13 protein-coding genes are annotated in these 13,463 nt (G+C 72.2%); 6 read left to right on the top strand and 7 right to left on the bottom strand.

The features are described 5' to 3' along the window. Positions 1-24 precede the first annotated feature (24 nt). The 4 genes from BM127_RS04865 (at position 25) to BM127_RS04850 (ending at position 5,773) form a co-directional block, all read left to right on the top strand. Positions 25-1,956, top strand: coding sequence for an anthranilate synthase family protein (locus BM127_RS04865; protein ID WP_091195037.1), 1,932 nt, complete (start codon positions 25-27; stop codon positions 1,954-1,956). A gap of 192 nt (positions 1,957-2,148) precedes the next feature. Next, complete coding sequence (locus BM127_RS04860; RefSeq protein ID WP_139227647.1) at positions 2,149-3,837, top strand: sulfatase-like hydrolase/transferase; 1,689 nt, start codon at positions 2,149-2,151, stop codon at positions 3,835-3,837. Positions 3,838-3,861: 24 nt separating this feature from the next. Continuing rightward, on the top strand, positions 3,862-4,422 hold the full coding sequence (locus tag BM127_RS04855) for an anthranilate synthase component II (protein ID WP_091194967.1): 561 nt from the start codon (positions 3,862-3,864) through the stop codon (positions 4,420-4,422). Between the two features lie 61 nt (positions 4,423-4,483). Continuing rightward, complete coding sequence (locus BM127_RS04850; RefSeq protein ID WP_091194966.1) at positions 4,484-5,773, top strand: anthranilate synthase component I family protein; 1,290 nt, start codon at positions 4,484-4,486, stop codon at positions 5,771-5,773. A 51-nt stretch (positions 5,774-5,824) separates the two neighbouring features. Here the strand turns inward: BM127_RS04850 and BM127_RS04845 are convergent, their stop codons facing one another. Genes BM127_RS04845 through BM127_RS04825 form a run of 5 tightly spaced genes read right to left on the bottom strand, consistent with a single transcriptional unit; the run spans position 5,825 to position 9,745 of the window. Beyond that, positions 5,825-7,216, bottom strand: coding sequence for a sensor histidine kinase (locus BM127_RS04845; protein WP_091194964.1), 1,392 nt, complete (start codon positions 7,214-7,216; stop codon positions 5,825-5,827). Between the two features lie 22 nt (positions 7,217-7,238). After that, complete coding sequence (locus BM127_RS04840) at positions 7,239-7,934, bottom strand: response regulator transcription factor (RefSeq protein WP_091194963.1); 696 nt, start codon at positions 7,932-7,934, stop codon at positions 7,239-7,241. A gap of 40 nt (positions 7,935-7,974) precedes the next feature. Beyond that, on the bottom strand, positions 7,975-8,838 hold the full coding sequence (locus BM127_RS04835; RefSeq protein WP_091194961.1) for a fructosamine kinase family protein: 864 nt from the start codon (positions 8,836-8,838) through the stop codon (positions 7,975-7,977). Beyond that, on the bottom strand, positions 8,838-9,350 hold the full coding sequence (locus tag BM127_RS04830; RefSeq protein WP_231263066.1) for a low molecular weight protein-tyrosine-phosphatase: 513 nt from the start codon (positions 9,348-9,350) through the stop codon (positions 8,838-8,840). Before BM127_RS04830 ends, BM127_RS04835 begins: the two co-directional genes overlap by 1 nt. Before the next feature lie 5 nt (positions 9,351-9,355). Beyond that, positions 9,356-9,745 carry a phage holin family protein gene (locus BM127_RS04825; protein ID WP_091194960.1) on the bottom strand — a complete coding sequence of 130 codons (390 nt, stop codon included), beginning with the start codon at positions 9,743-9,745 and terminating at the stop codon, positions 9,356-9,358. A gap of 164 nt (positions 9,746-9,909) precedes the next feature. Between BM127_RS04825 and BM127_RS04820 the strand changes: the two genes are divergently transcribed. Both BM127_RS04820 and hisC read left to right on the top strand, forming a co-directional pair. Continuing rightward, a complete protein-coding gene (locus tag BM127_RS04820) occupies positions 9,910-10,470 on the top strand; it encodes a VanZ family protein (RefSeq protein ID WP_091194958.1) in 561 nt (186 codons plus the stop codon). 9 nt (positions 10,471-10,479) lie between these two features. After that, on the top strand, positions 10,480-11,559 hold the full coding sequence (gene hisC / locus BM127_RS04815; protein WP_091194956.1) for a histidinol-phosphate transaminase: 1,080 nt from the start codon (positions 10,480-10,482) through the stop codon (positions 11,557-11,559). Between the two features lie 43 nt (positions 11,560-11,602). Here hisC and BM127_RS04810 read toward each other — a convergent pair whose 3' ends face one another. Then, positions 11,603-12,871, bottom strand: a complete 1,269-nt coding sequence (locus tag BM127_RS04810) for an MFS transporter (RefSeq protein ID WP_091194954.1) — start codon at positions 12,869-12,871, stop codon at positions 11,603-11,605. After that, positions 12,868-13,428, bottom strand: coding sequence for an ArsR/SmtB family transcription factor (locus BM127_RS04805; protein WP_198554487.1), 561 nt, complete (start codon positions 13,426-13,428; stop codon positions 12,868-12,870). Before BM127_RS04805 ends, BM127_RS04810 begins: the two co-directional genes overlap by 4 nt. Positions 13,429-13,463 lie beyond the last annotated feature (35 nt).

Genomic DNA, 13,463 nt, shown 5'->3' with positions numbered 1-13,463 from the left:
GCGCCCCGCCGTAGGGTTTCGGCCATGACTTCGACCCCCACCGTCGCCGACCTCCTGGAGCAGATCCAGGGGCACGGCGCGTGGGCGGTCATCCGGCGCAAGGCCGCACCGACGGTGGGACTCGTCGGCGGCACGCCCCACGAGGTCGCCTCGCTCCTCGACATCCCGCTGGAGACCGGGGCACCTGCGCCCGGGCGCAGCGCCGACAGGCTCGTCGCGGTGCCGTTCCGACAGGTGCGCGAGCGCGGCTTCGCCGCCATCGACGACGGCACCCCGCTGACCGTGGTCGACATCGAGGCCGAGCACGAGGTGTCGGTCGACGACCTCCTCGCCGCGCTGCCCGACGTGCCGATCGAGCTCGCCGAGCGCGGCGGCTTCGCGACCAGCGACGACGACTACGCCGAGGTGGTCGAGGCGATCATCCGCGACGAGATCGGCCAGGGCGAGGGCGCCAACCTCGTCATCGGCCGCCACTACCGCGCGGTCGTCGCCGACTGGGACGCCACCCGCGCCCTCACGGTGCTGCGTCGGCTGATGGAGCGCGAGCGCGGGGCGTACTGGACGTTCTGCTTCTTCACCGGCGAGCGCTTCCTGATCGGCGCGAGCCCCGAGCGGCACGTCTCGGTGCGCTCCGGCGACGTCCGGATGAACCCGATCTCCGGCACCTTCCGGGTCGCGGCTCCCGAGGGCGAGGCGCGCGAGGTCAAGGACCGGCTCCTCGACTTCCTCGCCGACGAGAAGGAGGTCTTCGAGCTCTTCATGGTCGTCGACGAGGAGCTCAAGATGATGTGCGACATCTGCCACGAGGGTGGCCAGGTGCTCGGGCCGTTCCTCAAGCCGATGACCCACCTGATCCACACCGAGTACCTCCTCGCCGGGCGCTCCGACCGCGACCACCGCGAGATCCTGCGCGACACCATGTACGCCGCGACGGTGACCGGCGCGCCCGTCGAGAACGCCTGCCGCCTCATCGCCGACTACGAGCCCGAGGGCCGCGGCTACTACGGCGCCGCGCTGGCGCTGTTCGGCCGCTCGCCGGACGGCACGCCCACCATGGACAGCCCGATCCTGATCCGCACCGCAGACGTCTCGCCGACGGGCGAGCTCAAGGTCACCGCCGGTGCGACGCTGGTGCGCGACTCCGACGCCGCGTCCGAGGTCGCCGAGACACGGGCCAAGGCGGGCGGCATCCTCAGCGCCTTCGGCCTCGCGCCGGTCGCCCTGTCCGACGGCGCCGACATCGCCGAGCTCGCACGCGACGAGGACGTCCTCCTGGCCCTGGGGACGCGCAACCAGCGGCTCTCGCGCTTCTGGCTCACCGACCAGGCCGGCGAGCCCGCCGACCCGGGCCTGGCCGGGCAGACGGCCGTGATCCTGCACGGCGAGGACGACTTCGTGAACATGCTCGTCCACGTGCTCGGTGTCTTCGGGATGACGTCGCGCGTCGTGCGGCACGAGGACTACGCCCCGGGCGCCTTCGACGGCGCCGACCTGGTGATCGTCGGGCCCGGACCCGGCGACCCCCGCGACGGCGACCACCCCAAGATCGCCTCCTTCCGCCGCGCTGTCGATGACCTGCTCTCCTCCGGCCAGCCGTTCCTCGCGGTGTGCCTGGGCCACCAGACCCTCTGCGAGCGGCTCGGTCTGGAGCTCGGCTACAAGGACGTCGTCTTCCAGGGCACCCAGTCGCCCGTGCGGCTCGACGGCCGCACCGAGCGGGTGGGGTTCTACAACACGTTCGTCGGCCGTGCGCCCGCCGATGTCGCCACGCTGCCCGAGGGCGTACGCATCGAGGCCGACGAGGCCACCGGCGACATCCACGCCGTCATCGGTCCGCACTTCCGCGGCATCCAGTTCCACGCCGAGTCGATCCTCACCGAGAACGGCTACGACCTGCTCCACGCGGCAGTCCGCGACCTGCTGGCGCCTGAGTCCGCAGGTGGGGGCCTGGGGTAGTTCGGGACGTTCTGGTGGGCGTTTCGGCCGTTTCTCCTACCGTCTCGTCCCGAACTACCGGACGCCGTGGAGGCTCAAGTCGAGTCATCTGGTAGACATTCGTTCGGCGTGGCAGGCAACCGAACAGTGACGTACGGCGTCACTCTGGGTAGCCGGTCTGGGGAAGCCAGCGCGGGACACGACGGGGGACACGTGGGACAACTCAAGCGAGCGTGGGTGGGCGCATGCCTGCTCGCGCTGACGGCATGCGGGGCAGCCGGGGGAACGACGACGCCCGACGACGACGTACGTCCGGCGCGGGTCACCGGCACCGCGATCGGGGAGCTGCAGCCCGCCGCGAGCCGGGCCACGCGTCCCAACATCGTCGTGGTCATGCTGGACGACTTCTCGATGGACCTCGTCCAGACGATGCGGTCGGTGCAGCGGATGCGCAAGGCGGGTGCGAGCTATCCGCACGCCTTCGTCACCGACTCCCTGTGCTGCGTCTCGCGGTCGAGCTTCTTCACCGGGCAGTACCCCCACCAGACCGGCGTCCGCACCAACACGTCCAACCAGGGGACGTCGATGCTCGGCGGCTGGCCGGCCTTCGACACCCACGGCAACCCCGAGCGGGCCTTCAACGTGCGGCTCCAGGAGTCGGGCTACACGACGGGGTTCGTGGGCAAGTTCCTCAACGAGTACGAGTGGTCACCGGGCCGCGCGCTGCCGCCCGTGGTGCCGGGCTGGTCCACGTTCAACACGGTCTTCGGGTCGGCGTACGACGGGTGGGACTTCGCCAGCACGTCCGTCGTCGACCAGCGGATGCAGATCACCCAGCACCCTGCGCCGCCCGCGAGTGCCAGTGACGCCGCCAAGGACCAGGCTTATGCCGGGACCGTGATCGGCGACCTCGCGCTGGACTTCGTCGCCAACGGCGAGGCCGCCGACGCGCCCTACTTCCTCGAGGTCGCGCTCTACGCCCCGCACAACCGCACCCAGCCGAAGGGCCACTACCCGGGCGACCCGCTCTTCCCGCCGATGTTCCGCGACCGGGAGGGCCAGCGCTCCTGCGGTCGGGTCTCCTGCGCCAAGCTCACCGTCGACGACCTGCCGGGCTACGGCGACGAGCGCGCCGACAACCGGCCGCGCACCCGCAAGGGCAAGAAGGCCCGGGCCTGGAACACCGCCTCCACCCTGCCGGCCGCCGCCGCGGTGCGCGACCTGCGCGACCGCGCGCGGATGGCGCAGTCCGCCGACCGCCTGGTCACGAAGCTGCTCGCCTCGGTCGGGCCCGACACCTACGTCGTCCTCACGTCCGACAACGGCTTCCACCTCGGCCAGAACGGTCTCGGGCGCGGCAAGGGGACGCCGTACGACACCGACGTGCGCGTGCCGCTGCTGATCACCGGTCCCGGCGTCGTCCCGGGGAAGCGCAAGGAGGTCACCAGCAACATCGACCTCGCGCCGACCTTCGAGGAGATGGCCGGGCTGGTCCCCGCGCCCTTCCGCAGCGGCACGTCGCTGGCGCCGACCCTGGGGCAGCCCGCGCTGGTGCGCCAGTCGTACGCCTTCCTCGAGCACACGCAGCAGACGCTCACGGGCAACGATCCCGACGCGGCGTTCACCGGCTCGGAGCTCGACCGGATCCCGTCCTACACCGCGGTGCGCAGCCGGACCGCGCTGCTCGTGCGCCTCGACCTCGACCCGCGGCCGCGGAAGACCTCGTGGGGCTATGAGTTCTACAGCTACAGGACCAGTCCCTTCGAGAAGAAGAACAACGTGGCCAACCCCCGGCGTCGCGACGAGGTGGCGCTGCTGATGGGCAAGCTCGCTGCCTTCGACACCTGCCGCGAGAAGGGCGACGAGGCGGTGTCGGAGGCCTGCCGCACGGTGACCCGGTGAGCGGACATGCCCTAGCCTCCGTGCGTGACGCCGGACGTGATCGTGGTCGACCACCACGACTCCTACACGTGGAACCTGGTGCACCTCGTCGCCGGGGTGACCGGCGTCCTGCCACGGGTCGTGCAGCACGACGAGGTCGAGCCCGACGCGGTCCTGCGGCACTCGCACGTGGTGCTCTCGCCCGGTCCCGGGCACCCCGCTGTCCCGGCTGACTTCTCGGTCGGCACGGCGGTCCTGCTCGCCGGCACGCGACCGGTGCTCGGCGTGTGCCTGGGCATGCAGGGGCTGGTCACGGCGTACGGCGGCACGGTGTCGCGCGTCGTGCCGGCGCACGGCGACGTCGCGTCCGTCCGCCACGACGGGCTCGGGGTCTTCGCCGGGCTGCCCCAGGGGTTCGCGGCCGTGCGCTACCACTCCCTCGCGGCCCTCGACCTGCCGCCGGACCTCGTCGCGACGGCGTGGGCCGACGACGGCGTCGTGATGGGCGTCCGACACCGCTCGCTGCCTCTCGAGGGCGTGCAGTTCCACCCCGAGTCGGTGCTGTCCGAGCACGGCGCGGCCCTCGTGAGGAGCTTCCTCTCGTGAGCACCCCACGACGCCCTCCTCCTCCGCCTCGCTCCTCCGAACAAGGCCGCGGGGACCCCGCATGACCGACCCCGTCTCCTTCTTCCGCGACGTCGCGTCGCAGCACCCGCGCTGCTTCTGGCTCGACGGGGGCGGTGCGCGCGAGTGGTCCGGTCGGCGCTCGATCATCGGCTGGCTCGAGGACGACGACGTCTCCCTCACCTGGTCGGCCGCCCGGCGCGAGGTCCGGGCGCACGCCGGCGGGTCGTCGACGGTCGTCGGCGACGATCTCTTCGAGGTGCTCGAGGAGCGGATCGGCGCGGGGGAGCAGTGGTTCGGCTACTTCGGCCATGCCACGCGCACCGACCTCCCCGCCCCGCCTGATCCCTCCCTCCCCGATGCGGTCTGGATGCGGCCGCGGGCGGTGCGGGTGTTCGAGCACGCTCCTCTGCAGGAGTCACCGCTTGAGCGGGGACTCCCGCGCGATGCGGCCGTTGCAACGGCCCAACCCCGCCAATCTCCGCCCACCCCTGTGACACGAGAGGTTCCGGAGGCGTACGCCGCCGCCTTCGCCGCCGTCCAGGAGCACCTCCACGCGGGCAACTCCTACGAGGTCAACCTCACCCACCGGCTGACCCGCGAGTCCGACCTCGACCCGGTCACGGCCTACCTCCGCCTGCGCGAGCTCAACCCCGCGCCGTACTCCGGGTTCCTCCAGCACGACGTCGTCGACGCGCGAGCGTGGCTGCTGTCGAGCTCGCCGGAGAGGTACGCCCTCATCACCCCCGACCGGTACCTCGAGACCAAGCCGATCAAGGGCACGACCCCGCGCGGGACGACGGCGGAGGAGGACGACGGGCACCGCGACCGGTTGGCCCGCGACCCCAAGACGCGCGCCGAGAACCTGATGATCGTCGACCTGCTCCGCAACGACCTGTCGCTGGTCTGCGAGGTGGGATCGGTCGAGGTGCCGGCGCTGATGCAGGTCGAGACGTACGCGTCGGTCCACCAGCTGGTGTCCACCGTCCGCGGCCACCTGCGCGACGACGTGACGACGATCGGCGCGCTGCGGGCGCTGTTCCCGGCCGGCTCGATGACGGGGGCGCCCAAGCTCCGCACGATGCAGATCATCGAGGAGGTCGAGTCGTCCCCACGAGGCGTGTACGCCGGCGCGTTCGGCTGGATCAGCGGCGACGGCCCGGCTGACCTCGGGGTCGTCATCCGCTCGCTGACGACCGACGGCGGTGGCACCTGGACCCTCGGCACCGGCGGCGGGATCACCGTGAAGTCCGAGGTGGCCGAGGAGTGGGCCGAGTCGGAGTGGAAGGCCGAGCGGCTGCTGCGGGTCTTCGACCGGCCGGAGCCGCTGTGACGCCCGGTGAGGGGCTCTACCAACCCTGATGCATGGGAGTGGGTGGTCGCACTAACCCGGCGTTACGGCGGCGGCGACCCCCGGCAGCCACAGCGAGAACCGCGCGCCACCACCCGGCGCCTCCGACACCTCGATCCGGCCGCCGTGGCGGTCGAGGACCTGCCGCACGATGGCCAGCCCGAGCCCCGAGCCGGGCATCGCGCGCGACTCCTCGGAGCGGTAGAAGCGCTCGAAGACGTGCGGCCGGTCGGCCTCGTCGATGCCGGACCCCTCGTCGTCGACGACGAGCACGCCGTCGGTGAGCCGCACGCTGACGGTGCCGTCGGCGGGGCTCCACTTGGCGGCGTTGTCGAGGAGGTTGGTGACGGCACGCTCGAGGCTGCCGGACTCACCCACGACCTGCCAGGGCTCCAGCGCGACGTCGAAGGACACCCCGTGCGCGCGGCGGCGTACGCGGGTCACCGCCCGCTCGACCACCTCGGCCAGGTCGACCGCCCCGATCCCGCGGGTCATCGGCTCGTCGCGCGCCAGCTCGACGAGGTCACCGACCAGGGCGCTGAGCTCCTCGATCTGGCCGCGCACGTCGTCGAGCAGCTCGAGGCGCGCCTCGGGCGGCAGCGCAGCGTTGCCCTCCGCCTGGCGGAGCAGGTCGAGGTTGGTGCGCAGCGACGTGAGCGGCGTACGCAGCTCGTGGCTCGCGTCGGCCACCAGCCGCCGCTGGCGGTCGCGCGAGGCGCCGAGCGCGAGAAGCATCTGGTTGAAGGCGGTGGCGAGGCGGGCGACCTCGTCGTCCCCCTCGATCCGCAGCGGCGTCAGGTCCTCGGTCACGGCGATCTGCTCGACCGCGAGCGTGAGGCGACGTACGGGTCTCAGGCCGTTGCGGGCCACGAGCCAGCCGGCGAGGAGCGCCGCGAGCACGCCGAGCACGCCGAAGACGAAGAGCACGCCGCCGAGCTTCTCGAGGGTGCGGTCGTTGGGCGCCAGGGGTTGGGCGAGGACCAGCGCCTGGCCGCTGCCTGCCTGCACGGTGGCGACACGGAACCGCTCGCCCTCGTCGGTGACCAGCGTCCGCACGTAGGACTCCCGCTGACCCGTCACCACGGCGTACTCGGGCTGGCCGAGGCGGAAGTCGGGGATGTCGGTGCCCGCCGCGCCCTCGGCCGTCACGATGATGACGCGGACGTCGGCGGCGCCCAGCACCCACGGCGGGACGCCCCGGACGGTGAGCTTGGAGAGCGCGGAGTTGGAGGTCGCCTTGTGTGCGCGGTTGAGCAGCGACTGGTCGAGCGAGCTCATCAGCTGCTGGCGCATCACCACGAACGCGGTGGCCGCCAGGATCGCGATCGTGACTCCCACGACGAGCGTGGTGAGGACGGCCACCCGCGAGGCCAGGGAGCGCCGGTAGTGCCAGCGCCCGCCGGTCAGGTCGGTGGCCGCCTTCACGAGCCGACCCTCGCGAGCGCGGTCATGATTCCTTCAGCACGTAGCCGACGCCCCGCACCGTCTGGATCAGCCGCGGCTCGCCCTCGGCCTCGGTCTTGCGGCGCAGGTAGCCGACGTAGACCTCCAGCGAGTTGGCGCTGGTCGGGAAGTCGTAGCCCCAGACCTCCTCCAGGATGAAGGAGCGGTCGAGGACGCGGCGGGGGCGCCGCAGGAACATCTCGAGCAGGGTGAACTCGGTGCGGGTGAGCTCGATCGCTCGTCCCGACCGCGAGACGTCGCGGCTCGAGACGTCCATCGTCAGGTCGGCGAACGCCAGCACCTCGCTCTCGCCCTCGGCGTCCGGGACGACGCGGCGCAGCAGCGCACGCAGGCGGGCCAGCAGCTCCTCGAGCGCGAAGGGCTTGGTGAGGTAGTCGTCGGCGCCCGCGTCGAGGCCCTCGACGCGGTCCCCGACGGCGTCGCGGGCGGTGAGCACGAGGATCGGTACGTCGTTGCCGGAGGCGCGCAGTGCCCGCGTGGTCTCGATGCCGTCGAGTCGCGGCATCATCACGTCGATCACCACGACGTCGGGGTGGTGCGACCCGACCGCGACCAGGCCCTCGGCGCCGTCACCGGCGAGCACGACCTCGTAGCCGTTGAACTCGAGCGAGCGACGCAGCGAGTCACGCACGGCGCGGTCGTCGTCGACGACCAGCACGCGGGGCTTGGGGTCAGGCACCTGTCAAGGATGCCAGTCGCCCCTGAGGGAAGCCTGAAGGTCAGAGGTAGCGCGCCGCGATCGTCCCGGCGCGGGCGCCGTAGCTGCCGCCGAACATGCAGGCGTGCACGAGCAGCGGGAACAGCTGGTGGAGGCCGAGCCGGTCCTCCCAGCCGTCGGCGAGCGGGTACGCCTCGTCGTAGGCCGCCATCACCCGCGGCAGGTGGGTGAGGCCGAAGAGGTGGAGCATCGCGAGGTCGACCTCGCGGTGCCCCCCGTACGCCGCCGGGTCGATGACGTGGAGGGCGAGGTCGTGGCCCCAGACGCAGTTGCCGTTCCACAGGTCGCCGTGCAGGCGGGCGGGCGCCTCGTCGGGGATCAGCTCGGTGAACCGACCGACGACCGCCTCGACCGCCGCAGCGTCCCCGTCGGTGATCGCCGCGCGGTCGCGGGCGAGCTTGAGGTAGGGGAGCACCCGTCGGACGGCGTAGAACTCCGCCCACGAGCCGGCCGTCTTGTTGGGCAGCGGGAGCCGGCCGATGTAGCCGTCGTGGTCGAGGCCCCAGCCGTCGGCGCCGGCGGCGTGGGTGGTGGCGAGCTGCTGGCCGAAGGCGACCGCGGCCTCGACGGGCGTCTTCGAGCTCGGCTCGATCCACGCCAGGATCAGGCAGTCGCTCGCCGCCGCGAGCACCTCGGGCAGCGGGAGGCCGCCGTCGACCTCCGACAGCCAGGCCAGCCCGGCCGCCTCGCTCTCGAAGAACCCCTCCGGAGCGTGCGGCAGGGTCTTCATCAGCGCGGTCTGCCCGCTGGACAGCCGGAGCCGCGTGGCGGTGGCGATGTCGCCTCCGGCGACCGGCGCGGTGGCGACCACGGACGAGCCGAGGAGCTCCTCGGCCCGCTTGGCGATGAGCGGCTGACGAGCCATCAGTCGAGTCCCTCGACGGGGGTGCGCAGCGTGTCGGCCAGCGCCGCCACGATCGCATCGCTCGTGCGCTCGACCATCGCCAGCACCTCCTCGAACCCGTCGTCCCCACCGTAGTACGGGTCCGGGACCGCGGCGCCCGGATCGGTCGGATCGAAGTCGCGGAACAGCCCCACGCGGTCCGTGCGCCCGCCCACGTCGGCGAGGTTGGACTCGTCCATGACCAGCACGACGTCGTACGCCGTGGGCCAGGAGGTGTCGTACTGCTGGGCCCGGTGACGGCTCGGGTCGTAGTCGGCGGCGGCGAGCGTCGCTGCCGCCCGCGGATCCATCGGGTGGCCGACGTGCCAGCCGCCGGTCCCGGACGAGGCGACCTCGACCCGGTCGTCGAGTCTGGCGTCGGCGAGCCGGCTCTCGAGGACGACGTGCGCCATCGGGGAGCGGCAGATGTTGCCCAGGCAGACCACGGCGATGCGGTAGCGGCCCGCCCTGAGAGGGGGAGGAAGGGTCGGCACCCGGGTCAGTCCCGAGCCGGCAGCGCCGTCCGGACGCCCCAGCCGACGATGGTGATGATGAGCGAGCCCACGAGCGCGTCCCAGAAGCCGTCGACGTGGAAGCCGAGGTCGAAGGCGTCGGCGAGCCGCGCGGTCAGCATCAGCATCAGCGCGTTGATGACCAGCAGCAGGAAGCCGAGCGTGAGGATGATGAAGGGGAGCGACAGCAGCTTGATCACCGGCTCGATGAAGGTCGACACCAGTCCGAGGATCAGCGCCACGAACAGCAGCGGCAGGACCTTCTCCTGCAGCTCGGCCTGCCCGGAGTCGGGACCGTCGAAGAAGATCCCGTCGAGGAGCTGGGCGGCGAGAGCCAGTCCGGCGGCGTAGGTGAGCAACCACGTCACGAAGCGCATACCGTGACATTAGCGCGCGCCGCGCGCTGGTCGAGGACTCCGCCGGTTGAGCAGCGAGCGCCAGCGAGCGTGTCGAAACCCAGGGTCCTCTGCGTGTCCAGGTGCGACACGGGCGACGGGGCGCCCTGCTCAACCAGCGAACCGCGGGTCGTTAACCTCGCCGGATGATCACGATCGGCGGGACGGGCGTGATGGTTCTCGGCGTCCTGGCCGCCGGCGTCCTCTCGACCCTCCTCGGGATGGCCCTGCGCGCACGGGTCGGCACCGTTACGGCGGTGGCTCTCGCGGGGCTGCTCTGGTCGCTGACCGCGATCGCGGTCGCGACGCTCGTCCCGACCCGCGCGGGCGTCGGGATCGTCCCCGCCGAGACCCGCAGTAACTCCTGCTCGTGGGACTACGGCGGTCCCAACGGGGCGGCGTTCGAGGGGCTCGGGCTCGACCAGCGCACCCTCAACGTGCTGCTCTTCGTGCCGGCCGGGATGTTCCTCGTGCTCGCCGTCGGGCGCTGGTGGTCGGGGGTGGTGCTCGCGCCCCTCGGGCTGGCCCTGCTGGCGGCCTACAGCGTGGCCGTCGAGCTCCTCCAGCTCCAGCTGGCCCGCATCGACCGCGCCTGCGACGTCACCGACATGGTCGACAACATCCTCGGTGCCGGTGTGGGCTTCGTCATCGGAGTGCTCCTGCTGCCGCTCACCCGCCCGTGGCGGGGGAGGAAACCGGCTCACTAAGGTCGGGGCATGGCTCCGTCCTCGACTCCCCAGCCCCGGCCCAACGTGCTCGCCATCCCGACGTACGTCGCCGGCAAGCCGCCCGTCGCCCGACCCGGGCTGACGTCCTACAAGCTGTCGTCCAACGAGAACCCCTACCCGCCGCTGCCCGGCGTGCTCGAGGCGGCCGCGGAGGCGGCGGCGCAGATGAACCGCTACCCCGACATGGGCAGCACCGCCCTCTACGCCGCGCTCGGCGAGGCGATGGGGGTGCCGACCGAGGACCTGGCGGCGGCGACGGGCTCAGTCGCGCTGATCTACCAGCTCGTGAACGCCTTCTGCGACCCCGGCGACGAGGTCGTCTACGCCTGGCGCTCCTTCGAGGCCTACCCGATCGCCGTCACCTCCGGCGGAGCGACGAGCGTCCAGGTGCCGGTGACGGCCGACGGCCGCCACGACCTCGACGCGATGGCCGCGGCGATCACCGACCGCACCAAGGTCGTCATCGTCTGCACGCCCAACAACCCCACCGGTCCGGCGGTCACGCAGTCGGAGCTCGACGCCTTCATCGCGAAGGTGCCCTCGCACGTGGTCGTCGTGGTCGACGAGGCCTACCTGGAGTTCGTCCGGATGGACGACGCCATCGACGGCATCGCGACCTACCAGCGCCACGACAACGTCGTGCTGACGCGCACCTTCTCCAAGGCCTACGGTCTCGCGGGCTTCCGGGTCGGGTACGCCGTCGCGCCGGCGCCGCTGGCCGGCGCGCTGCGCGCGGTCTCGCTGCCGTTCGGTGTCAGCCACGTCGCCCAGGCCGCGGCGATCGCGTCGCTGTCCGCGCGCGCGGAGCTCTTCGAGCGCGTCGAGGACCTGGTCGCGCGACGGGCGGACCTGCTCGCCCGGCTCCGTGAGGTCGGCTGGGAGCTCCCCGACGCGCAGGGCAACTTCGTGTGGTTCCCGCTCGGTGAGCAGGCCCTCGACTTCGCGGCGGCCTGCGGTGAGGCGGGGATCTCGGTGCGGCCCTTCGCCGGCGACGGCGTACGCGTCAGCATCGGTGAGGCCGAGGCGTTCGACCGCGTGGTCGAGGTAGCAGCCCGCTTCGCCTCCTGAGCCGTCGTAGACACGCGGACATGGGTCGATTGGCCAGTGAACTTCACGCCGGCGGGTGCACCGACGGGCTGACCATGGTCCGCGTGTCTGTGGCGGGTGCCCGGTCCATCTGCCGGAAGGACGGCACCCGCGTCGGCGCCATCGTGGTGACGAAGTACGCCGCCCCGGCGATCAGCAGCGCCGGCGAGAGGCCCAGCCCGGCGACCGCCAGGCCGCCTAGCACCCCACCGAGCGGCATCAGCGACCAGCAGATCGCGGTGTTGAGCGACGAGACCCGCCCCAGGAGGGGTGCCGGGATCCGCTCCAGGATCACCGCGCCGAGGATCGGGTTGAGGAAGCCCGACGCCACCCCCGCGACCGCCGTCACCGCGAAGACCGCCCAGATCGGCGACTCCAGCGCCATCACGACGAAGCGCGGGGCCCCGCAGACGAGGAACGCGATGACGTACGTCCGGAAGCGCGGCAGCGTCTCGCCCCACCGGGCCGCGGTCAGCGCGCCGATCACCGAGGCGCCGCTCATCACCGCGAAGAGGCTGCCGAGCACGGCGACGCCGGCGCCCGACTCCTTCGCCCACACTGGCGCCAGCACCGCGCTGTAGGCCTGGTCGACGAGGTTGGTCACCGCGACCATGGCGCAGATCGCGATCAGCACCGGCTCGGTGCGCAGGAATTCCCACCCCTGCCGCAGCTCCACGACGTACGACGTGGAGCCGGCGCCGACGGCCGCGGGCACGGGGCGCCCGAGACCGGTCGTGGCGACGGCGAACACCAGGAAGGAGAGGAGGAAGGACGCGGCATCGACGTAGAGCGCGTTCGTCGCGCCGACCGTCGCCACCAGCAGCCCGGCGAGCGCCGCCCCGCCCATCGTCGAGGTGCGCTCGACGGCGGAAGCGAGACCGGAGACCCGTTCGAGCGACCAGCCGGCGACCCGGGCGATCTCGGGTGTCATCGCGGCCTTGCCCGCGTCGCCGGGGCCGCGGAGCGCGCCGGCCACCGCGACGAGCACGAGCAACGTCGGGAAGCCCAGCATGCCGAGGCCGTGCAGGAGCGGGATCGAGGCGACGACGAGCGCCGAGAGCAGGTCGCAGGCCAGCGTCACCCGACGCGGTCCCACCCGGTCGAGCAGCGGTCCGCCCAGCGCCTTGAACAGCACGAGCGGCGTGATCTCCGCGGCGGCGACCAGACCGGTCTGGGTGGCCGAGCCGGTCGTCGACAGCACGAACCACGGGATCGCGATCATCGAGATCCGCGTGCCGAGGAAGGAGATGCCCTCGGCGACGAGGCCTCCGACGACCGGCGTACGCCGGGTCATTCCTCGCCCCAGGCCTGTCCCGGCCGCACGAAGGCGTTGAGGTTGATCGCGAAGGGCGCTGCGTCGGGGTCCTCGGACTCCTCGGCCGACTCGATGAGTCGGACGAGCTCCTGCACCAGCGCGTCGGCGCGTGCGGGCGTGAGACGCACCTCCCAGTCGCTGAGGGTGCCGACGGCGCGCCACGGCTCGGGCAGGAAGGCCATCTCGGCGACGGCGGCGCGCAGCCGGTCGCCGTACAGCTGGGCCACGGTCATCAGGTAGGCCTCGACGTCCTCGCCACCGTCCTCGCGGGTGCGGACGTCGGTGCGGGTGCTGTCGTGCGCGGCGCGCCACCACCGGTCGCGAGCGTTGCCCCGCTCGGTGTCCTCCTCGATGAAGCCGTGCTGCGCGAGCTGGCGCAGGTGGTAGGACGTCGCGCCGGTGTTGAGGTCGAGGCGTGCGGCGAGCGTGGTCGCGGTGGCCGGTCCCTCGGTGCGCAGCAGGCCGAGCATCCGCAGGCGGACCGGGTGGCTCAGCGCACGGAGGCCGGCGATGTCGGGGTTGATGGAGGAGGGCACACGCTGACGCTACGACTGCAAAGAGTCATTTGCAA

Source organism: Nocardioides alpinus, assembly GCF_900112035.1.
GTDB lineage: Bacteria > Actinomycetota > Actinomycetes > Propionibacteriales > Nocardioidaceae > Nocardioides > Nocardioides alpinus.
This window is presented reverse-complemented; position numbering and strand designations above follow the sequence as displayed.